The 21,218-nt window shown below is 59.3% G+C and carries 21 protein-coding genes; 13 read left to right on the top strand and 8 right to left on the bottom strand.

The window, feature by feature from the left end; all coding sequences use genetic code 11:
• Nucleotides 1-107: 107 nt before the first annotated feature.
• Nucleotides 108-794, bottom strand: coding sequence for an endonuclease III (nth, locus tag ACZ495_RS10660; RefSeq protein ID WP_012623846.1), 687 nt, complete (start codon nt 792-794; stop codon nt 108-110).
• Nucleotides 795-917: 123 nt separating this feature from the next.
• Between nth and cutA the strand changes: the two genes are divergently transcribed.
• The 5 genes from cutA (at nt 918) to ACZ495_RS10635 (ending at nt 4,243) form a co-directional block, all read left to right on the top strand.
• Nucleotides 918-1,241, top strand: coding sequence for a divalent-cation tolerance protein CutA (cutA, locus tag ACZ495_RS10655; protein WP_464262249.1), 324 nt, complete (start codon nt 918-920; stop codon nt 1,239-1,241).
• 130 nt (nt 1,242-1,371) lie between these two features.
• On the top strand, nt 1,372-2,328 hold the full coding sequence (locus ACZ495_RS10650; RefSeq protein ID WP_072312117.1) for a carbohydrate kinase family protein: 957 nt from the start codon (nt 1,372-1,374) through the stop codon (nt 2,326-2,328).
• 82 nt (nt 2,329-2,410) lie between these two features.
• Entirely contained in the window at nt 2,411-2,914 is a 504-nt protein-coding gene (locus ACZ495_RS10645) for a VOC family protein (RefSeq protein ID WP_464262248.1), read from the top strand.
• Between the two features lie 312 nt (nt 2,915-3,226).
• The gene (locus ACZ495_RS10640) at nt 3,227-3,655 is read left to right on the top strand and encodes a DMT family transporter (RefSeq protein ID WP_012623850.1); all 429 of its coding nucleotides are present in this window, start codon (nt 3,227-3,229) and stop codon (nt 3,653-3,655) included.
• Between the two features lie 114 nt (nt 3,656-3,769).
• A complete protein-coding gene (locus tag ACZ495_RS10635) occupies nt 3,770-4,243 on the top strand; it encodes a YbaK/EbsC family protein (RefSeq protein WP_464262247.1) in 474 nt (157 codons plus the stop codon).
• Nucleotides 4,244-4,313: 70 nt separating this feature from the next.
• Here the strand turns inward: ACZ495_RS10635 and ACZ495_RS10630 are convergent, their stop codons facing one another.
• The 4 genes from ACZ495_RS10630 to ACZ495_RS10615 form a co-directional block, all read right to left on the bottom strand.
• Nucleotides 4,314-4,601 (bottom strand): DUF134 domain-containing protein, encoded by a 288-nt coding sequence (locus ACZ495_RS10630; protein ID WP_464262246.1) that lies wholly within the window; start codon nt 4,599-4,601, stop codon nt 4,314-4,316.
• A gap of 401 nt (nt 4,602-5,002) precedes the next feature.
• Nucleotides 5,003-5,272 (bottom strand): hypothetical protein, encoded by a 270-nt coding sequence (locus ACZ495_RS10625; protein ID WP_464262245.1) that lies wholly within the window; start codon nt 5,270-5,272, stop codon nt 5,003-5,005.
• A 644-nt stretch (nt 5,273-5,916) separates the two neighbouring features.
• The gene (locus ACZ495_RS10620; protein WP_464262244.1) at nt 5,917-6,264 is read right to left on the bottom strand and encodes a cupin domain-containing protein; all 348 of its coding nucleotides are present in this window, start codon (nt 6,262-6,264) and stop codon (nt 5,917-5,919) included.
• A gap of 97 nt (nt 6,265-6,361) precedes the next feature.
• The gene (locus ACZ495_RS10615; protein ID WP_012623855.1) at nt 6,362-9,307 is read right to left on the bottom strand and encodes a mechanosensitive ion channel family protein; all 2,946 of its coding nucleotides are present in this window, start codon (nt 9,305-9,307) and stop codon (nt 6,362-6,364) included.
• A gap of 76 nt (nt 9,308-9,383) precedes the next feature.
• Here ACZ495_RS10615 and ACZ495_RS10610 point away from each other — a divergent pair, with 76 nt between their 5' ends.
• Together ACZ495_RS10610 and thiE are read left to right on the top strand one after the other, a co-directional pair.
• Nucleotides 9,384-10,532, top strand: coding sequence for a DUF362 domain-containing protein (locus tag ACZ495_RS10610; RefSeq protein ID WP_394026668.1), 1,149 nt, complete (start codon nt 9,384-9,386; stop codon nt 10,530-10,532).
• An 11-nt stretch (nt 10,533-10,543) separates the two neighbouring features.
• Nucleotides 10,544-11,179 (top strand): thiamine phosphate synthase, encoded by a 636-nt coding sequence (gene thiE, locus ACZ495_RS10605; protein WP_464262243.1) that lies wholly within the window; start codon nt 10,544-10,546, stop codon nt 11,177-11,179.
• A gap of 145 nt (nt 11,180-11,324) precedes the next feature.
• Here the strand turns inward: thiE and ACZ495_RS10600 are convergent, their stop codons facing one another.
• Together ACZ495_RS10600 and ACZ495_RS10595 are read right to left on the bottom strand one after the other, a co-directional pair.
• Nucleotides 11,325-11,543, bottom strand: a complete 219-nt coding sequence (locus tag ACZ495_RS10600; protein ID WP_464262242.1) for a hypothetical protein — start codon at nt 11,541-11,543, stop codon at nt 11,325-11,327.
• Entirely contained in the window at nt 11,509-12,243 is a 735-nt protein-coding gene (locus ACZ495_RS10595; protein ID WP_464262241.1) for a LysR family transcriptional regulator, read from the bottom strand. The genes ACZ495_RS10600 and ACZ495_RS10595 overlap by 35 nt, the downstream gene beginning before the upstream one ends.
• A 132-nt stretch (nt 12,244-12,375) precedes the next feature.
• Between ACZ495_RS10595 and ACZ495_RS10590 the strand changes: the two genes are divergently transcribed.
• Together ACZ495_RS10590 and ACZ495_RS10585 are read left to right on the top strand one after the other, a co-directional pair.
• Nucleotides 12,376-12,765, top strand: a complete 390-nt coding sequence (locus ACZ495_RS10590) for a CidA/LrgA family protein (RefSeq protein WP_012623859.1) — start codon at nt 12,376-12,378, stop codon at nt 12,763-12,765.
• The gene (locus ACZ495_RS10585) at nt 12,750-13,463 is read left to right on the top strand and encodes an LrgB family protein (protein WP_012623860.1); all 714 of its coding nucleotides are present in this window, start codon (nt 12,750-12,752) and stop codon (nt 13,461-13,463) included. Before ACZ495_RS10590 ends, ACZ495_RS10585 begins: the two co-directional genes overlap by 16 nt.
• A 454-nt stretch (nt 13,464-13,917) precedes the next feature.
• Here ACZ495_RS10585 and ACZ495_RS10580 read toward each other — a convergent pair whose 3' ends face one another.
• Nucleotides 13,918-14,754 carry a DMT family transporter gene (locus ACZ495_RS10580; protein WP_072312016.1) on the bottom strand — a complete coding sequence of 279 codons (837 nt, stop codon included), beginning with the start codon at nt 14,752-14,754 and terminating at the stop codon, nt 13,918-13,920.
• A 345-nt stretch (nt 14,755-15,099) separates the two neighbouring features.
• Here ACZ495_RS10580 and ACZ495_RS10575 point away from each other — a divergent pair, with 345 nt between their 5' ends.
• The 4 genes from ACZ495_RS10575 to ACZ495_RS10560 all read left to right on the top strand — a co-directional run bounded on the left by ACZ495_RS10575 (nt 15,100) and on the right by ACZ495_RS10560 (nt 21,120).
• Entirely contained in the window at nt 15,100-16,272 is a 1,173-nt protein-coding gene (locus ACZ495_RS10575; protein WP_012623825.1) for an NAD(P) transhydrogenase subunit alpha, read from the top strand.
• Nucleotides 16,273-16,356: 84 nt separating this feature from the next.
• A complete protein-coding gene (locus tag ACZ495_RS10570; RefSeq protein WP_012623826.1) occupies nt 16,357-16,638 on the top strand; it encodes an NAD(P) transhydrogenase subunit alpha part 2 in 282 nt (93 codons plus the stop codon).
• A gap of 53 nt (nt 16,639-16,691) precedes the next feature.
• On the top strand, nt 16,692-19,193 hold the full coding sequence (locus tag ACZ495_RS10565; protein ID WP_464262240.1) for an NAD(P)(+) transhydrogenase (Re/Si-specific) subunit beta: 2,502 nt from the start codon (nt 16,692-16,694) through the stop codon (nt 19,191-19,193).
• A gap of 568 nt (nt 19,194-19,761) precedes the next feature.
• Complete coding sequence (locus tag ACZ495_RS10560) at nt 19,762-21,120, top strand: aminotransferase family protein (RefSeq protein WP_012623863.1); 1,359 nt, start codon at nt 19,762-19,764, stop codon at nt 21,118-21,120.
• Nucleotides 21,121-21,218 lie beyond the last annotated feature (98 nt).

The raw sequence follows: 21,218 nt of genomic DNA, 5'->3' as shown, positions 1-21,218 counted from the left end.
TTGCTGCCGTGTATCTTTGAGGCGATGGCCGTGTTGCGGGCCGCTGCCTGCAACTCACTGCATCCGGCGCATGCAGGTCGCGGTACCGCTTGCGGCAGGCCTGCGGGCTAGGCCGGCGGAACCTTGCGTCGGGCCGGGCGCGGTGTTTTGGGCGGCTCCAGCCTGGGGCAGAAGATCGCCATTTCGCACTGGCCGCACAGGGGCTTGCGCGCTTCGCATACCTCACGCCCGAACCAGACCATGCGGTGGTTCACATCACCCCATTCTTCACGGGGGAAAAGGGCCATAAGGTCGCGCTCGATAACAACGGGGTCCGTTGATTCGGTCAGCCCGAGCCTGTAGCTGATGCGCTTGACGTGTGTGTCTACCGCGAGACCCTCATTGATGCCGAAAGCGCCGAACAGTACCACATTGGCCGTCTTGCGGGCCACACCGGGCAGGGTGATGAGTTCTTCAAGGCTGTTGGGGATCCGCCCGTCGTATACCTCGCATACGCGGGCTGCGGCCCCCAGCAGGTTTTTGGCCTTGCTGCGGTAAAAACCCGTGGAGCGTATGACCGCCTCCAGTTCCTCAACCGGAACCCCCATGAGGTCGGCGGGGCCGGGCCAGCGGCGGAACAGTTCCGGAGTGACGGTGTTGACCCGGGCGTCCGTACACTGGGCCGCCAGCACCGTAGCCACCAGCAGCTGCCACGCCGTTTCGGCGTCCAGATGGGTATGGGGGGCGGGGTAGCGGGTGCGCAGGGCTGCCAGAACTTTTTGCGCCCGTGCCGGGCGGGAATTTTTTGCGCTCATGTCCGTCCTATGCCACAGGCGTCGGCAGCCTGCAAGCCGTGGCGGGCGCGGTTCGCGGCCTCTTTGTTTTTTGCGGGTTTGGGTATAAGCTGCCTCGCAACGACATGCTGTAGGGGAGAAATCATGTCCTATCTGGTTTATGTCACCGCGCCCGATGAAGAGCTTGCCCTTGATCTTGCCCGCATGCTGGTAGAGCAAAGCCTTGCCGCCGGGGTGAACATCGTGCCTGGCGCGCGTTCCATTTATCGCTGGCGCGGCCAGGTGCATGATGCCGCGGAATGCCTGCTGCTGGCCCAGGTAAACCATGAGGCGCTGCCCGCCTTTGAGGCCGCCGTGAAAAGCATGCACAGCTACGAGGTTCCCTGTATCGTGGCCCTGCCCATAGAGGCCGGGCATGAGCCGTATCTGCGCTGGATCAGGGAAAACAGCCGTCCGCCCTCGGCCTGACATTGCCGCGCCGTGGAGATTCCGGCATGATTATCTGCCCTTGCGGCGTCCGGTGCGAACCGAAAATGCGCGGGCCTGCGCCGGGGCGCAGCGGCAATTACATCCGTCCACCCCATAACGAGAGGAACTCATGTCCATCTATGTTTCCGGTTCTCTGGCTTTTGACCGCATCATGACCTTTCCCGGCAATTTTCAGGACCATATCCTTATGGACAAGCTGCACATGATCAATGTGAGCTTTATGGTGGACGGCATGGATGAGCGCCGGGGAGGCTGCGCGGGCAATATCGCCTATTCTCTCGCCCTGCTTGAGGAAAAACCAGTGATCGTCGCCGCCGCCGGGCGCGATTTTGATTCCTACGCGCAGACCCTTGCGGCCCACGGGCTGCCGCTTGACGGCATACGCCGCGCTGACGAGGTGTTCACGGCCCTGTGCTATATTACCACAGACCTGAACAGCAACCAGATTACGGGTTTTTACCCCGGGGCCATGACCCTGCCTTCGCTGTATGATTTTCCCGCTCTTGACCCGGCAAAGGATATAGCCATCGTATCGCCCGGCAACCTGGACGATATGCGCCGTCTGCCCCGGTTTTATCGTGAAAAGGGCGTGCCCTACATCTTTGACCCCGGCCAGCAGTTGCCCGTGCTGACCGCTGAAGAACTGCTTGACGCCATTGAGGGGTCCCTGGCCTGCATCACCAACGACTACGAGCTGAACATGATCTGCAAGGCCACGGGCAGAAGCGAGGATGAAATTGCCGCCGGCACACGCTGGCTTGTGACCACCCTTGGTGCAGAGGGCGCGCAGGTGCGCGGCAACCGGGGCGAAAACGTCCGCATTGCGCCCGTACCCGTTGAAAAGGTGCTGGACCCCACCGGCGCGGGCGACGCCCACCGTGCGGGCCTTATCAAGGGGCTGGTCAGCGGTCTTGCCATGCCCGAAGCCGCCAGGCTCGGTTCGGTGAGCGCCAGCTTTGCCCTTGAAAAGTTGGGAACACAGGAACATGCCATCACTCCGGCGCTGTTCCGTCAGCGCTACGAGGCTGTCTTCGGGCCGTTGCCCCAGGGTATTTTTGCCGCGTAGGCAATCCCCCACGGTTGTGCAGGCTGAGGCCGCCGCCAAGCCTTCGCGCAACAGTTGCTGTAACCAATACCGGGCAGGCCGGATGTCAGCCCTGATGCCCGGCCTGCCCGACAGATACCTGCCGGAGGCCGTCATGACGCATAATCTGCCCGAGGGCATCAAGGTGCTCTTTGTTTCAGGCTTTGGTCCTGTGGTGCGCAGGCAGGAGGCAAGCGAACGCCTGTACAGGGACACGCTGGGGCTGCCGCTTGAACCCACAGAAGGGTACGAGGGCTACTGGCACACGCAGGCCGTGGACGGCGTAAAACACTTTGCGCTCTGGCCTTTGGACAAGGCGGCGCTTTCCTGCTTCGGCAGTGCCCAGTGGCCCGATGATATACCCGTGCCGCAGGCCTGGCTTGAGATGGATGTGGAGGATATTGAAAGCGCCACCCGTCTGCTGGAAGAAAGCGGCTGCACGCTGCTCACGCGGCTCAGGCAGGAACCCTGGGGCCAGACTGTCACACGTTTTCTCAGCCCGGAAGGGCTGCTGGTGGCCATCGCCCACACGCCGTTTTTGCGCGAGGCCGGTCAAGGCTGTTCCTGAAGGATCCTTTTGCGTTCTGCCGCCGTTGCGGCAGCATTGTCCGACAATCATGCCTGCCCGCCAATATGGTTTCAGGGCAAGGAACCGTTCCCGGCAGGAAACAGGGGCACTCGAATGTCAACTGCCCCGGAGTTTTTCCGTATTCACTGTATCCATCGGGTGAAAGGCTCCGGCAGGGCAAAACAAGGTGCAGCAGATCCCGTAGATGTGGCGCGGCAGCAGTCCTGTTTCCGTTGTGCCGGCCCGTAAGGGCGGCCGCCGGAGTGTCCGTGTGCCGGGCGCATCTGTTGCGGGATTTTGCCGGAGGAAAGTATGCTGTATATAGCGCTTATGGTCTTTGGCGGATGCCTGGTGGCCCTGCAGTCGCCGGTTAATGCCGCCTTGAGCCGCACAGTGGGGATCTTGGAAAGCAGCTTTGTTTCGTTTGCCGGCGGCACGTTGTTTCTCGGGCTGGCTGTGCTTTTTTTCGGGCGCGGGCAACTTATGCGCCTGCCGGAAGCGCCTTCGTGGCAATGGATCGGTGGCGTTTTCGGGGCTATCATGGTGCTCAATACCATCATTGCCGTGCCGCGCATTGGCGTGCTGACTACGGCCATGGCCATGATTTTCGGCAATCTGCTTATGGCGGCCATCATAGACAACTATGGCTGGTTCGGTTTGCCGGTGACGCCTTTCGGCTGGCGGCGGCTGCTGGGCTTTGTGCTGGTGCTGGCCGGACTGGCGCTGGTGTTTCGCCGGTAGAGCCGTTTTACCCGGAAACTGTTCCGGCAGGGCGCGGGCAGGCTTGCCGGACGGCGCTTTTCAGTTTGCCCGGCGGGCTGTTTTTGAAATTTGTGGAGAAATAAAGGAAAGATCATGCGGATAGACGCAGTAAAGGCCGTGCTGGCAAGCCACGGTCTGGCTGAGGGATATATGGAATTTGAGGTGTCGAGCGCCACCGTGGACCTCGCGGCGGCAGCCGTGGGCTGCGAGCCGGGGCGCATTGCCAAGAGCCTTTCCGTCATGGGACCCGAGGGGCCGGTGGTGCTGGTGGTTATGGGCACAGTCCGGCTGGACAACCGCAAGTTCAAGGACACCTTCCGGTGCAAGCCGCGTTTTATCAAGCCCGAAGACCTGCAGGAACAGGTGGGACACCCCATGGGCGGAGTCTGCCCTTTTGCCTTGCATGACAATGTGCGCGTGTACCTGGACGCCAGCCTGAAGCATTTTGACCCGGTGTATCCCGCAGCCGGAGCGCCCAACAATGCCGTAAAAATTTCTCTGGCCGAGCTTGAGCGTGTTACCGGGGGAACCTGGGTGGATGTCTGCAAGGAAGAAGAAAGGGCCTGAGGCCGCTACGGGCCGGCAGCCCGTTGCCCGGGATCGTGGGCAACGCAGGCGACAAGGCAGGGCCGTCCGGCTACCGGTTCCGGCCCCGGCGGCAGCCGCCCCCGCCGCACTGCGCGCCATCGCCGTTGCACAGCCTGTATTCTCCGCCTTCAATGTGCAGCATTTTGCCGTTGACCAGTGCATCCGCCAGCTTTTTACGCGCCTCGGCATAAATGCTCTGCACGGTGGTGCGGGCAATGTGCATGTTCTCGGCGCAGGCCTCCTGGGTCATGCCTTCAAGGTCAATGAGGCGCAGAGTTTCATACTGGTCCACGGTCATGATAACGGCATTCTCAGCGGTTCCGCGCGGGCCGTGCATATCATGCCCTCTGTGGCGGCCTCCCCGGCCCTGGCCGCGTCCCGGTTCCGGCCCGCAGGTAAATGCTGTATCAGAACCCTGGGCATTGGCCGCAGGGCCGCCGCACCCGCCCTGGGACGGGGAATGTCCGGGCAGGGGGCCAAAGCAGGTATTTCGAGGCATAGAGCAGACTTTACGCCATTTTTTTGGTCTTGGCATGGTTATATCACCGCATATCAAGGCCGCCCCTGAGGGAGCGGCCTGTCTGAAGGGTTGGGCTGGTTTTTCAGGCCAGCATATCTCTACAGTCTTGGTAAGGAATGCCCGTTCTGGCACTTGACAGCGCAAATACATTGCGTTTGCGCTGTCACGGCGGGCGCCTGCCCGCGCAGTCGCCAGAGTATTTTCAAAGTGAAAATGCCCTAGCTTTCTGTGGCGTCATCAGCAGCGCAGGCGGGCGTGTTCATGCGGCGCATGCCCCTGCCGCGGCACATGCCGCGTCCCTGGCCCCTTCCGTATTCCTGAGCAACATCCATGCCGGGCATGTTCTGACCGCGGCAGGCTCCATGACGCATGCCGCGCCCCATGCCGCCGCCCTGTTTCATATTCCGTTCTACAGCGTTTCCGCTGCACATGCCGCGTCCGGTGCGGGGACCGGCTCCTTCAGGACCTGTAGTATCATTGCAAGGCATATGAACCTCCTTTTGTTCTGACTGCACCCTGCGCCGGGTGCTTTGTTATTGACATATGTCGTAAACAAAGTATGGCCTTTATCTGACATATGTCAATAACATTTTTTTGCGCAAAATATCTGCATGAAATAGAATGTATTATGACTATGGTGAGTGCAGTGCCGCAGCCGTAAAAGGGCATGCTGAAAGGCGCGGCAGGCATGTGTTGTAATGCCTGTTGTGCGGCAGAGGGGGCTGCCCGTGCGTGAAGCCTGAGCGGAGGCGCGGAGCAGGCGGTTTCAGCCTGGTCTTGTTGTGAGGCAGGCGCACGGGCATCCGCCAATAAAGACGCCGCAGCCAGTCCGCACGGTGTATCTGTACCGTGTTTTGGGGCAATGTTTCTATGGGTTTTTTCTGTGGAATTGTGCTGCACAGAAGTGTCGCGCAGGCACATGACGTGAGCAGGCGTTGCCGTGAGCGCCGCAAAAAATTTACGGATGCATGCTCAAGGCAATACGACCAGAAAGAAGGGCGGAAGCCTTGCGGCTCCGCCCCTGGGGGTAACGCCTTTGCCGTCTCGGCCGCCGGTCTTGCGGCGGCTTGTGCACGCCTGCGCGGTATCGTCGGCAGGGGCAGGGCGTTGGCTATGGCAACCGTACAGCGCCTTATCTGGTGAACAGGATAAGGGCGACCATCTCCAGATCTTCCGTACCGGTATTGAGAATGCCGTGGACTTCGCCGTCATTACAGACGGTCACATCACCGGCTTTGACAAGCACTTCTGTGCCGTTGTCATTATAGGCTCCCTGCCCTTTGAGCACGTGATAAATTTCAAGCTCTCCGCTGTGCTTGTGGCTGCCGATGGCGCAGCCGGGCTTGAGATTCACCAGATTGAACAGACGGCCTTTTCCGGCCAGCCCTTCTTCATTAACGATTTTGGTGAACTTGGTGGTTCCGGGGCCACCGAACATTTCCTTTTCAAACCCTTCCAGTGCATCGGCGCGATAGATCATGTGTTCTCCTTGTGCCTTTGTTTGGTTGCGGCCTGTGCGCTGCCCCGCGCGCTTGCGGCTATGCGTCCGCTGTCAGGCGCGGGCAGCTGCCCAAGGCCTATGCGTCATTGTCGTCCGTATTGTCGGGATGGGGCGTGCCTGCCGTATTTTCTGCCACCTTTCTGCTGCTGGCCGCCTCAAGCCTGCGCCGGGGGCGCCGGGTAAGCCTGCGTGCAGCGCGCAGTTCGGAAGGTGGCGGAGTGTTTTTTACGCGAGGCGGCATTTCCTTGATATGGATATCCAGTTGAGGAAAAGCCACTTCAATACGTTGATTGCGAAACTCTTTTTCTATTTCAAGGCGAATGGCAGAGGTTGTGGAGGCTCCCACGTCATAGTCCCGCACCCAGAAAAGCAGGTTGAAATCAAGGGTGCTGGCGCCGAAGTCCGCAAAGATCACATTGGGCGGCGGGTATTTGAGCACGTTGCTGTTGGCGTTGGCCGTGGCCAGCAGAATGCGCATGACTGCGGCCGTATCGCTGCCATAGGCCACGCCTACCTTGATCTCCTTGCGCACGGTGCGGCTGTTGCGCGTCCAGTTGATGAGGCGGCTTGCCACAAATTCCGAGTTGGGCACGATGATCAGGGCGTTGTCGAATGTTTCCACCATGGTGGCGCGCACGCTGATCTTGCGCACACGGCCCTGGGTTCCGCCCACTTCCACCACGTCTCCGGCCTGCAGCGTGCGGCTGAAAATAAGAATGAGGCCGGACAGGAAGTTATTGACAATGGTTTGCATGCCGAAACCGATACCCACGGAAAGACCACCAGCTACCATCGCAAGATTGCTCAGTTCCATGCCCAGGGCCTTGAGCACGAAAAGGCCGAAAAAGCACCACAGGGCATAAGAAAAGGCGGTCTGTATGGGCGGAATGAGCGTGGCGTCTATCTGCAGGCCCTGCTTGGGCAGACGCCCCAGAAATCGCGACCCCATAGCCACGGCCGTGCGCGTGATGTAAAAGGCGCTGACAATCATGAGCAGATGCAGCACATTGAACTGAGTGGCCCCCACATTGACGCCGCGCAGAATGTAATATTGCAGCAGGGGCAGGCCGCCGGGCAGGGTTCCCACCCACTGGGTCACGCCCACAAAGGCCACCACCAGCACTACGGGCGCTGCCAGGGCTATGGCCGTATGCGCCAGCGCCGCCCGTATGCCTTCCTTGGGCAGCTTTTCGCTGACCGTGGTGACAAAGCTCATGCCGCCGAGCGAAAGCTGCAGGGCCAGAGAGCAGGAAACAAAGCAGAGATACAGCACCATGCTGTAAAGATGCAGGCCGAATATGGTCATGATGAGGCACAGCCACAGCACCACGGGTTCGGCTTCAAGCACCGAGCTTTCCAGATGCAGGGGGCCGAGGTCCTGCTCCTTGCGGCGGCGCTGCCGCATGATGTCTGTGATGAGCAGCCCCATCCAGATGACCAGCACCAGCGGCCGGAGCAGCGGCAGGTACAGGAGGACGTAAGCGCACAGCGTCAGCGGAATGAGATGCCAGAAGGGTGAGCGGTCTATCTGTACTTCCGGGTATTTGAGCCGTCGCAGGTCCCAGGCCAGATTGATCTGCGCCACGATGAGGCTCAGGTTACCCAGGGCCAGGAACAGGCGAAAAAACTCGCCTGTGGCTGAAATGGAACTGCCCAGCAGGGCCAGCCCCACGCAGAACCAGGGCAGGCTCACATGAAAGATGTGACGCACTGTGGGCGTTGATGTTTCATTAAGCCAGCGGCGTGACAGCAGCACGGTAATAACACCCGCAAAAAGCAGGCACATGAAAAAGCGCAGTACAGCCGTGCCCCAGTTTTCGGGGGTTACGGGTACTTCAACGGGAATGCGCAGCAGCAGTCCCTGATAGGAATAGGTCATCTGCTTGGGGAAATCGGCCCAGGCCGCCGGGCTGAGCCAGGGGACGGGCTTTTGCAGGTAATAGTCCTTCCACAGGGCGGGCAGTTGCGAACTGATTTCTTCGCGTGTTTTTTCCAGCCGGTTGAGCAGGGCCAGCGAGGGCGCAAGCGCTGTATCATACTGGGCCAGCACTGCCGTGAGGCGCAGGCGTGTCATGGCCAGAGCCTGTATGTATTCCTGCATTTCGGAGCTGAGGCGCTCGTCGTGCAGGTCTTCGGGCAGGCTGTCAGCCAGATAGCTGATGCGCTCAAGCAGGCCCTGGGCCTCGCTGCGGGCGTCCATCATGGGCGACAGTATCTTGCGCACCTCGGTGATGGTCACGGTAAGGCGGCGGCTGACGGCCTCCATGGCGTTGGGCATGTTCTTGTAGGTATTGCTCAGCACCAGAAGGCGGCGTGCCTCGTCAACAAAAGGCTGCACCTTTTCACTCACGTTGAGGGCGCGGTCGGCAAAGGTGTCGCTCATGGCCAGGGCTTTGCCGTTGACCTCTTCAAGCATGCTGTGCTGGCTGCTCCAGACCATTTCCCAGGGGTCATGCAGTACGCCGGATTTTTCTTCTTCCTGTGCTGTAGCGTTTTCTTCTTCCTGTGCAGCCGGAGCGTCCTTTTTGTCGGCAGCGGCAGGCCTGGCTTCTTTTTTATCCGCCTTGGGCGCGGCATTTTCTTTCTTTTCCGTTTTCGGCTTCGGGCTGGCTTTTTTTTCGGCTTTGGCCTTTGCCGGCTCCTTTTTTTCGGACGTTCCCGGGCGTGGGGCCGGGGCGGCAGATTCGTCGCCATTGGCGGCGGGAGCAGCGGGCGCTGCCTGCGGTTGTACCGGAAGAGGCGCGGCCGCGGGCGAGGTTTCCTGGGCAGACGGCGTACCCTGCGGGGCTTGCCCCGCTGCGGGAGCCGGGTTGCCGGTAGTAGCGCTATCGGCGCTACCGGCGGGCAGAACGGCTGACGCCGCACCGGGGGCAGCGTCCGAAGGTTTTACGGCGTCGCGGCTGGCGGCAGCGGGATTTTCCGGTGTCGCGGTGTCAGTGTCGGCGGCCGGGGTATGGCCTGCGGCAAGAACACAGCACAGGATCAGCAAAAAAAGGCTTGAAAAGCGCAGGAAATATCGCATGTATGGCCTCAGGGACTGGTGGTCTGTATAGTAATCTGAAAAGGATGGTTTTTCTGTTGCCGGCATGAATAAGGGCGTGGTAACCCCGGTTGGCAAGGTCCACTACGCCCTTCTGAATGCATACGCCAAGAGCTGGCGTTTGAAAAGGGCAGGCCCCGGGCAAGGCGGGCAAAACTCCGTGCCGGGGCTGGACAAGGCAGACGCCCGGCGGCATATTCGCCTCATGGAAAACCAATCTTTCTCTGCCGGGGCAATGCCCGTGGCTCTGGACCGCTGCGAAGGCTATGACCGCCAGTCGCTTGACCGCCTGACAGGCGATGTGCTGGATGCCGCGCGTATAGCACAGTTTCATTCCCTCAAACCGGGAACCAGGGTGCTCGTGAAGCCCAACCTGCTTATGGGCAAGCCGCTGGCCTGTACCTCACCCGGGGTTGTGGCCGCGGCCTGCCGCTGGCTCCGTGACCACGGGGCACAGATGGCCGTAGCCGATTCGCCGGGTTTCGGGCGTGCCGTGGCCGTGGCCCGCGCCATTGGCCTTGAAAGTTCCCTGCGGCCTCTGGGACTTGCCGTGCGCGAACTGGACAGGCCTGTGCCTGTGCGGCTGGATACGGATCTGCCGGCAGGCCTGCAGGGCGGCAGGGGCGGTCGCAAAAGGCCGTCTTTTCAGGTATCAAGTGCTGTGCAGGAATGCGATTTCATCCTTTCCCTGCCAAGGGTCAAGGCGCACGGGCAGATGCTGCTCACCCTGGCGGTGAAAAACTGTTTCGGCTGCGTAAGCGGCCTGCACAAGGCCGTGGCCCATGCCCGCGAGGGGCGCGACCCTGTATATTTTGCCGACTGTCTGGCCGCGCTTTGGGCCGCCCTGCCGCCGGTGGCCGCCCTGGCTGATGGCGGCGTGGCCATGCACAGGACGGGACCGTCCAAGGGGGAAGCCTTTGTGCTGAAACTGATGGGAGCCAGCCCCTCGGCCGTGGCGCTGGATGAGGCGCTGTATGCGGTTTTTGGCCTTGGCCCGCAGGATGTCCCTCTGGGCGCGGCGCTTGCGCGGCGCAAGGCTCCGGGCAGCGCGGCGGCGGGTACTGAAATGGCCTTTCCGCTTTTGCGCCCCGAAGATTTCGACGCCCGCGGTTTTGAGCTGCCGCAGCGTCTGTCCCACACGTCTTTTCATCCCGCGCGTTTTGTACAGAGTTGCCTGCGCCGCGCCATCGCGGCCATAAAAAAATAAGGAAGCAGCAAATGCCAAGAATTCTTCCCGGTGAAACAGATATTTATGCCATTACTGATTCCCGCCTGTCGCTGGGGCGCTCCCTTGAAGAGGTGGCTTCAGCCCTGCTGGGGGCGGGCGTGCGTCTTTTGCAGTACCGCGAAAAAAATTTCAAAGGCGGTGAAATGCTTGAAGAATGCCGCCTGCTGCGCCGCCTGACCCGTGAGGCGGGGGCCTGCTTTATTGTTAACGATCATGTGGATATTGCCATGCTTGTGGATGCTGACGGCGTGCATGTGGGGCAGGAGGACCTGCCTGTGCCTGAAGTGCGCAGGCTTGTGGGACCGGACATGATCATCGGCCTTTCCACCCACGAGCCGGATCAGGCGCTGGCCGCGCGGGCGCTGGGGGCGGACTACCTGGGTGTTGGCCCCATTTTCGCCACGCAGACCAAGGAAGATGTGGTGGCCCCCGTGGGTTTTGGTTATCTGGATTGGGTTGCCACCAACATTGATATGCCTTTTGTAGCCATAGGCGGCATCAAGGCCCACAATATCGCTGAAGTGGCCCGCCACGGCGCGCGCTGTTGCAGCCTGGTTTCCGAACTGGTGGGCGCACCGGACATTGCCGCGCGTGTGGATGCCGTGCGGCGGGCCATGCGCGGCTAGAGCGTTTTGAGTTCTTGCTGCTCTGACGGCGGCGCAGGCGCTTGCTGCTGCGGCATAAAAGCATGCTTGCCCGCCCGGTCCCGGTTCACTGGGCGGGCCGATACGCGCCATCATGCCCCGGCCCGGAATTTTCAGCGAGCGTGACTCATTTTTGCAAAGGAATGTCTGTATTTTTTTCCGGGGCAATGGATTTGCCCGGGACCTCCGGCGTGCTATGCAGGCACTGGCGCAGGGCCGTCATGTTGGCGGAAAGCATGCCCTTGCGCCAGATCAGTTCCGTGGTGGCGTGGCACAGAGGATGCCCCAGCCGGTGTACGGAAAGGATGCCGTCAGATCGGCACAGGTGCAGCACCGAATCCGGCACGGCACCCACGCCCATGCCCGCTATAACACCCCCCCACAATGGCATGGTACGAGGCCAGCTCGGCTATACGCTCCGGTTCCCGTCCGTGGGCGCGAAACCAGTTGACCAGTCGGTTCTGGTAGGCGCAGCCGCCCTGAAAGGCCAGCAGGGTCTTGCGCCCGATGTCGTCAGGGCAACGGATGGGGCTGTGTCCTTCAGGGGCGATGACCACCAGTTCCTCCGCAAAGGCGTTCATGCGTTCCAGCCGGTCATCTTCAGGCATGTCCACCACAAAAACAGCGTCCAGCCTGTTCTCGAGAACATCCTTGTATAAAGAGCGGCTGGTACCCACGACCAGTTCCAGCGCTATTTGCGGATATCCGGCGTGCAGTCGCGCCAGCACTTCGGGCAGCCGCGCCGCCGCCGCGCTTTCCAGCGCGCCGATGCGGAATTTTCCGCCGGGAGCCATGCCCCGGACGCGGTTTTCCGCCTCTTCGGCCAGAGCCAGTATCCTGAGCGCGTATTGATACAGGCTTTGCGCCTTGTCAGTCGGGTAAAGGCGCTTTTTTTCGCGCAAAAAAAGCTGTACGCCCAGGTTTTCTTCCAGTTGAAGGATGCGCATGGTCACGCCCGAAGGAACCCGGTTCAGCGCTTTGGCCGCAGCCGTGATACTGCCTGTTTCCATCACGCTTACAAGGGTACGCAGGTCCGTCATTTCCATTTATTCACCAAAATTGAATATCCTTGTTATTTTTATTCAGTTGTCATGAACATCTTTACCATTATATAGTCCCCTGCAAATGGCAAGCACCGAAATTGTTCGCGCGGCGGCCCAAATGTGGTGGTAGCGGTAATGAAAGAGACATGGAAGTTTTTGTGGCAGATGGCCTTTCTTATGGCCCTCTTTTTGGCGTCAAACTGGCTGGTGGGCGTTACTGGTCTGCCCATGCCGGGAAACGTACTTGGCATTATTGTGCTTTTTCTTCTTTTGCTCACAGGTGTTGTTAAAGAAGACCACATCAGCACGGCAGCCAATTTTTTGCTCAAGCATATGGTTTTTTTCTTTGTGCCTGTGGCTGTGGGCCTGATGCAGTGGGGCGGCGTTTTTTATGATTACGGCTGGATTTTGCTGGCAGCCATTGTTGTGGGGGCCATTTTACCCCTGCTGACAGTGGGGCTTCTGGGCAGGGCTTTGCGCCGTCGCACGCGCCGGAAGGAGGAAGAATCATGCAGTCCTATGTAAGCATAAGCACGGTTCTTTGCATTCTGGGCACGTTGCTGGCCTACATGGCGGTGCGCGCCCTGTACATGCGCTACAGGCATCCGTTGATCAATATTGTGGCTCTTGGGGCGGCGATTATCATCACTGTGCTGGTGGTCTGTGATCTTCCCTATGCCGTGTATGAACCGGCAGCGAAAATCATGACGGTATTCATCGGCCCTGCCACCGTGGCGCTGGCCTTGCCCCTGTATCGCTACAGGCAGGTGCTTTTACGCTATGTGCTCGCCATTACGGGCAGCGTATGCGCAGGGGCCTTTGTGGCCATGTTTTCTGCGGGTCTTATCGCCAGACTTGGCGGGCTGCCCCAGGAAGTGGTTATTTCCATTATGCCCAAGAGTGTTTCCATACCTTTTGCCATTGAAGTCGCCGGGCTTTACGGGGGTATACCCTCGCTGGCGGCGGCTTTTGTGGTAGCCACGGGAACCCTTGGCTCGCTCATCGGCGGCTGGACACTTAATCTCGCGGGCGTGGCTGATCCGTTTGCGCGTGGACTGTCGCTCGGCACGGTGTCCCACGCGCAGGGTACGGCGGCGGCTTTGCAGGAAGGGGAAGAGCAGGGCGCCATGGCGGGGCTGGCACTTATTCTGGCTGGTATTATTACTGCCGCCATCGCTCCTGTCGTGGTCTGGCTGGTGCTGTGTTTTCCCGGCATAGCGTAGACCGCTTTTGGCTGAAGGCTGATTTGACGGTGTGTGTGCGGATGTCCACCTCAGGGATGTGAGTAAAATTTACTCGTCTGAATGAGCCTGTGGGTAAAATTGCCACAGGTTTTTGAAGTGGAGCCGGAACGTTGATTTAAAAATAAGCAATAAAAAAATGTAGTTATGCTGATTGCAACGTCTGGCACGGCTCTTGCCATTAGTAATATGCTCCCACTAATGGCGTAGCCGGCCAGCCTTCCAGGCAGGGGCTGACCGCGGATTGGATTGTCCACACCCTCCTCCTGTGACAACCCCCGGGTGTCAGGCGGGCGCACCCAGAAAGCCCGCCTGACACCAATGCTTCGCCAATGCTTGCCCGATTGTGAAAAGCCAAAGACCCGCCCGGCGATGCCGGACGGGTCTTTGGCTTTTCAGCAGGGCAGGCCTGCTGCGCGGCTAGCCGCGCAGGGCGTCAGGCCAGCTTCATGAGCATGGCCCCGCACGCGACCAGAATTACCGCAATTCCCCGCCATGCCGTAAATTTTTCATGCAGCAGAATCACGGCCAGCAGCATGCCGAAAATAACCGAGGTTTCACGCAGCGCGGCCACCATGGCTATGGGCGCGATTGTCATGGCCCATATGGCGATGCCGTATGAACCAAGCCCCGCCAGCCCCCCGAAAAGGCCGATGGCGGCCCTTTTGCGCACATAGCGCAGGTAGGTCGTGCCGTGCCGCTGCAGAATAAAAACATGCAGCGGCACGATGTTGATCACGAAAATCCAGCAGGCGTAGCTTACGGCGCTGCCACTGTGCTGCGCTCCCAGGCCGTCCGCCAGGGTGTAGCCCATGATGACAAAAGACGTGCGCAGCGAGATGAAAATGGCATTTCTGTTCGCGCCGCGCCGTGCATTGTCCTTTGCGAGACAGAAAACGCCGCAACACAGCGTAAGCACGCCACACCATGCGCCGAGGCTTAGTGATTCCCCGAAGAAAAGCATGGCCAGCGATGTCAGCAGCGGAGCGCTGCCGCGCATGATGGTGTAGCCGAAAGTGAGGTCCACCTTCTTGTACGCTTCTGCAATGCAGATGTAGTAGGTGAAGTGGCAAATGCACGACATGCCGAGGTAGGGCAGGCAAGCCGGATCAAGAGGCGGCAGAAAGGGCACAATGCATGCTGCGCCAAGCCCGGCACCAAGAGCGTTAAGGCCGGTCTCAAAGAGTTTGTTTTCTCCGCCTTTGACGATGATGTTCCACAGGGCGTGCAGCAGGGCGGCAAACAGGACGGTAAGAACAATGTAGGCTGGCATGAAAATTTTCACTACGCCCATTGCCGGTCTTTGGCAAACGCAAGGCCGTGGATCGTCCGCAGGGGCTTGCAGCATGTGTTCAACGTCCTGCGGAGTAAATCATTTTCGGTTCATCTTGAGATATTTTTCTCAAAACGATGCTGTAGTGCATCCCCCAGAAGCCGAACTGCGCGGAAAATCGAAATAAATTTTTTTCAATATACTGAAATAAAAGGAACTGCCTGAGCAGGGCGTCTTGGCATATGTCTTGCTTTTTCTTGTGGCAGCGGCCTGCCCAGTGCTGGTCTGATTCTGTCGATCAAATTTTTTTTCGTGGAACACCATTAACCTTCAAGGAGCCTTATAATGAAGTTTCAGGGTATGACTATCGGTGTGCCGAAGGAAATCATGCACGGCGAACGCCGCGTGTCCGCGACTCCTGACACCGTCAAGAAGATGGTTGCCGACGGCGCCACGGTTCTTGTTGAAAAGGGTGCCGGCGACGGCGCGTTCTTTGCTGACAGCGCCTATGTTGAAGCCGGGGGCAAGATCATCGAGGACGTTCAGGAAATCTTTGCCAAGGCTGACGTTATCCTGAAGGTGAAAGAGCCTCTGTTCAACGACAAGGTGAACAAGCACGAAGCGGAAATGGTGCGTGACGGGCAGTATCTGATCACGTTCCTGCACCCCGCGGCTCCCGTGAACCACGAAATGATGAAAAAGCTGGCCGCCACGGGCGTGATCAGCATTACACTGGATGGTATTCCGCGCATTTCGCGTGCTCAGGGCATGGACGCTTTGACCTCCATGAGCACGGTTGCCGGGTACAAGGGCGTGCTTATGGCGGCCAACCGGCTTGCCAAGTTCATGCCTATGGTTGGTACGGCCGTGGGGGTCATCAAGCCTGCCAACGTGCTGGTGATCGGCACGGGCGTGGCCGGGCTTCAGGCCGTGGCCACTGCCAAGCGCCTGGGCGCTGTTGTCACGGCTGTGGACATCCGGCCCGACGCGCGCGAGCAGTCCATGAGCCTTGGCGCCAAGCCCTTTGATGTGGGCGTGCCCGCCGAGGTGGCCATTGGCGAGGGCGGCTACGCCCAGCGCCTGAGCGACGAATGGCTGAACAAGGAACGCGAGGCCCTGAAGCCCCTGGTGAAGGACGCCGACATCATCATCCTTTCGGCCTTGATCCCCGGCAAGCTGGCCCCGATCCTGATCACCAAGGAAATGGTGGCTTCTATGGCTCCCGGTTCCAGCATCGTGGACATTTCCATTGACCAGGGCGGCAACTGCGAGCTGACCGAAGCCGGCGAAGTGGTGGTCAAGCACGGCGTGACCATCGACGGCACCAAGAACATCCCCGGCATGATGCCCACAAGCTCCACCTGGATGTTTGCCAACAACGTGTACCAGCTGCTTGCCTTCCTTGCTCAGGACGGCAAGATCGTTCTGGACAGGACCGACCCCATCATCGAATCCACGCTGAGCACCATCGACAAGCAGATTGTCCACCGTGGCGCTCGTGAAGCCATGGGCCTTTAGTCGTTAAAGAACGCCGGGCGCGGCCTGTTCCGCGTCCGGCGTTCCGGCATACAGGCCGGGAAAAATATTATCCGAGGAAGACATATGACCCCATTTACCCTGCTGGCGGTGTTTGTAGTGGCAACACTGCTTGGCTACAAGATCATCAGCCATGTGCCGAGCCTTTTGCATACCCCCCTGATGTCGGCCATGAACGCCCTTTCGGGCGTCATCATTCTTGGTGCGGTAACCGCGACCTATCTTGCCGGTTCGACCTTTTTCACGCTTTTGGGGGCTGTTGCCGTGGCCATGGCCATTGTCAACGTTTTCGGCGGTTTTGACATTACCCACAAAATGCTGCGCATGGTCGCCGGAAAAAAGAAGTAGCCCTTCTCTGGCCTCTGCATCAACCATAAACCGGAAGAAAGGGTTGCTGTGAAATGAATGCAATAACCTACAACATCATAGCCGGCATTCTTGTGGCTGCCGTCCTGTTCGGCCTTCGCCTCATGAACAAGGTTCCCACTGCGGTCCGGGGCAACCTCTTTTGCGCCTCTGCCATGGGCCTGGCCATTCTTGTCACCATGTTCAAGGACGGCTCGCTGGCCTCGCCCGCACTGTGGCTTGCCATTGCTGTAGGCATGACCCTGGGTCTTACCTTGTCCAACAAGGTCAAGATGATCCAGATGCCGCAGATGGTGGCCTTTTTGCACGGCATCGGCGGCGGCGCGGCGGCCATCGTGAGCTTTCTTGTGCTCACCGACACGGGCGCGCCCTCGGCCTTTGAGCGCGGCAGCGCCTGCCTGGCGCTTGCCATGGGCATGACTACCATAGCCGGTTCCTTTGTGGCTGCGGGCAAACTGCACCAGATTCTGCCGCAAAAGCCCGTTATTCTGCCCGATCACACCAAAATCATCATGGCGATTCTTGCGGTTATGGGTTTTTCCGTGCTTATGGGCACGGCCTTTCCGCAGTTTCTGTTCGGTTTCTTCATCTTTTTGATGTTTGTCACCGGCACGGCCTTCGGCATCGGCTTTACCCTCCGCGTGGGCGGGGCCGACATGCCCATCACCATCTCGCTGCTGAACTCAATGGGCGGCGTGTGTGCGGCCATTGCCGGTTTTGCGGTCAATGACCCCCTGCTTGTGGCCATCGGCGGTATTATCGGCTCGTCCGGCTATCTGCTGACGCGCATCATGTGCCGTGCCATGAACAGGAAACTGCTGTCTATCCTGCTTGGCGAATCTTCTGTGGTGACCCCGTCGGCCCCGGCCAAAAAGGCTGCTCCTGCCGCCCGGGCTGCTGCCCCGGCCAGGTCCGTCGAAAGCGAAGCCGCAAAGCTTGTACAGAACGCCAGAAATGTGGTTATCGTGCCCGGTTACGGCATGGCCCTGGCCCAGGCCCAGTACAAGGTCAAACAGCTTGCCGACCTGCTGGAAAGCAGGGGCGCCAGGGTAAGTTACGGCATCCACCCCGTTGCCGGGCGCATGCCCGGGCATATGAACGTGCTGCTTGCCGAAGCCAACGTGGACTATGAGCACCTGCTCGAAATGGACACGGTGAACCCCATGTTCGCAGAGTCCGACCTTGTGATCGTGGTGGGCGCCAACGACGTTGTGAACCCGGCAGCCAACACTGCCGAAGGCACACCCATCTACGGCATGCCCATCCTCAAGGCCGACGAAGCCAAAAACATCATCATCGCCAACTATGACGACAAACCCGGCTACGCGGGCGTGCCCAACCCCCTGTACGGACGTGACGGCGTGATCCTCATGACCGGCGACGCCGGCAAGACCTTTGACAGGCTGCTGGCCTATGCCCAGGGCAACGGCCCTGCGGACGAGGCCGCTCCCGCCGCCGGTGCGGACAGCAGGGAAGCCGAAGCCGCAAAGCTTGTACAGAACGCCAGAAATGTGGTTATCGTGCCCGGTTATGGCATGGCCCTGGCCCAGGCCCAGCACAAGGTCAAGCTGCTTGCCGATGCGCTGGAAAGCAGGGGCGTCAAGGTGAGCTACGGCATCCACCCCGTTGCCGGGCGCATGCCCGGGCATATGAACGTGCTGCTTGCCGAAGCCAACGTGGACTATGAAAATCTGCTCGAAATGGACACGGTGAACCCCATGTTCGCAGAGTCCGACCTTGTGGTGATCATTGGGGCCAACGACGTTGTGAACCCGGCAGCCAACACTGCCGAAGGCACGCCCATCTACGGCATGCCCATCCTCAAGGCCGATGAATGCAGGAATATCATCGTCTGCAACTATGACGACAAGCCCGGCTACGCGGGCGTACCCAACCCCTTGTACGAGCGTGACGGCGTGATCCTCATGACCGGCGATGCGGCGAAAACCGTGGACCGGCTGGTGAGCTTCGCCCAGGGCGAAAGCCCGGCCGCTCCCGCCGCGGGTACGGACAGCAGGGAAGCCGACGCGGCAAAGCTTGTGCAGAACGCCAGAAATGTGGTTATCGTGCCCGGTTACGGCATGGCCCTGGCCCAGGCCCAGTACAAGGTCAAACAGCTTGCCGACCTGCTGGAAAGCAGGGGCGCCAGGGTAAGTTACGGCATCCATCCCGTTGCCGGGCGTATGCCCGGGCATATGAACGTGCTGCTTGCCGAAGCCAACGTGGACTATGAGCACCTGCTCGAAATGGACACGGTGAACCCCATGTTCGCAGAGTCCGACCTTGTGATCGTGGTGGGGGCCAACGACGTGGTGAACCCGGCAGCCAACTCTGCCGAAGGCACGCCCATCTACGGCATGCCCATCCTCAAGGTTGAGGACTGCAGCAACATCATCATCGCCAACTATGACGACAAGCCCGGCTATGCGGGGGTACCCAATCCCCTGTACGAGCGCGAGGGCGTGATCCTCATGACCGGCGACGCCGGCAAGACCTTTGACAGGCTGCTGGCCTATGCCCAGGGAGGGCAGGCCTAGACCCGATGTATTTGCCGTCTGGCATAAAGCAAAATGCTCTGCGCGGTCTCCGGAAAAACGCATGTCTCTGGATGTCCTTGAGGCCCACCCCACTCTGGCCCCGGCACGCAGCTGAGACACAGCCCGCAATCGCGTTTTTCATGCGCAGCAGCTCCGGGCGCTCTTTCCTGACAGGGAGAGGGTGCCCGGTTTTACATTTTTTTCATTTTCCCACGCGACATATGACTCTTTCTTTTATGACTCGCACAGAGATGCAAGTCTCTTTTGCATTGCCTGGGGGGGTCTCTGTGAAAATATTCTTTAATTCGGCGCTGTTGCCGGCATGGCATGCTTATTGCCTTTTATTAAGGCAACAAGCCGGGCAGGGCTTGCAATGCGCGCGGTCTGATCAAGCAAGTGGCAGCCGCCAGCAAGGAGGGTGTGGAGCATGTCTGCCGACAGAACTGCGAAGCTTTTTTGTCGTCAGGCCGGCCCTTGCCGGATGCGCGGAATGTTTTGTTGAACTATGGGATTTTGATTTCAGAGCTGTTTATGGCCGCAGTCCAACATTTTTAAGGAGTGAACTTCCATGTCAGCAAAGAACACAAATGAATATGTCAACGGGGATATAAAAAACGTATGGCACCATCTGATGCTGCATCAGGGCAATGCCCCCATGATTGCGGTAGAGGGCAAGGGCCTGTACCTCAAGGATCTTAACGGCAAGGAATATCTGGATGCCACCTCCGGCGGCGTCTGGTGCGTCAATGTGGGTTACGGCCGTGACCGTATCGCCAATGCCGCCGCCGAGCAGATGAAAAAACTGCCTTTTTATGCGGCCAGTTGCGGCTCCCAGCCTGCCATTGATTTTTCTGAAAAGCTGCTTTCGCACATGCCGGGGCTTTCCCGCGTGTATATTTCCAGCAGTGGCTCCGAGGCCAACGAAAAGGCCTTCAAGATGGTGCGCCAGATTTCCCAGCTCAAGCACGGCGGCAAAAAATATAAAATCATTTACCGTGACCGCGATTACCACGGCACCACCATCAGCACCCTGAGCGCTTGCGGCCAGGAAGAGCGCCGTGAGCAGTATGGTCCCTTTACCCCCGGTTTTGTGGAGTTTCCCGCTTGTCTGGCCTATCGTTCACCCTATCCTGAAGGCACGAAAAACCTGGGCGAAAAGTTTGCCCGCGAGCTGGAAGCCGTGGTTCTGAAGGAAGGTCCCGACACCGTGGGCGCTGTTATTCTGGAGCCGATCACGGCTGGCGGCGGCATCATTGTGCCTCCGGAAGGCTACTATGAGACCATTTCCGAGATATGCAAGAAATACGGCATCCTGATCATTATGGATGAAGTGGTCTGCGGTCTTGGCAGAACGGGCAAATGGTTCGGCTACCAGCACTTCAACATCCAGCCCGACATTGTGACCATGGCCAAGGGTGTTGCCAGCGCCTACATGCCCATTTCCTGCACCGTGACCACCGAAGAAGTGTTTGCGGCCCTGCAGGATACCACCGACAAACTCTCGTATTTCCGCGATATCAGTACCTTCGGTGGCTGCCTTGCCGCCCCGGCTGCGGCTCTTGAAAACATCAAGATCATTGAAGAAGAAAGCCTGCTGGACAATGTTGTAGCCATGGGCGACTACCTGCAGCAGGGGCTTCAGGAGCTGCTTTCGCACAGCAATGTGGGCGATGTACGCGGCAAAGGTCTTTTGCAGGGCATTGAATTTGTTGCTGACAAGGCTTCGAAAAAGCCCCTTGAAGAAGAAAAGGTCATCGCCGTCTGCGGAGCCATGGCCAAGCGCGGCGTGCTTGTGGGCAGAACAAACCGCAGCTTTGTGGGCCGAAACAATATCGTCAATGTGGCTCCGGCCTATATTGTGACCAAGGATCAGATTGATATCATTCTCAAGGCGCTGCGCGAGTCCATAACCGAAGTTCTGGGCTAGCAGCCGGCTTGCCGGGCTGATTCACATCGGCAGCCTGTCTGCCCTCCGGCAATAGTGAGCCTTGCCGGTCGGTACTGGGCAACCCGAAGAGGACGGCC

It is taken from the genome of Desulfovibrio sp. GTC20076 (assembly GCF_055385905.1).
Note: the sequence above shows the minus strand (reverse complement) of the source record. Positions and strands in the feature narration are given on the sequence as shown.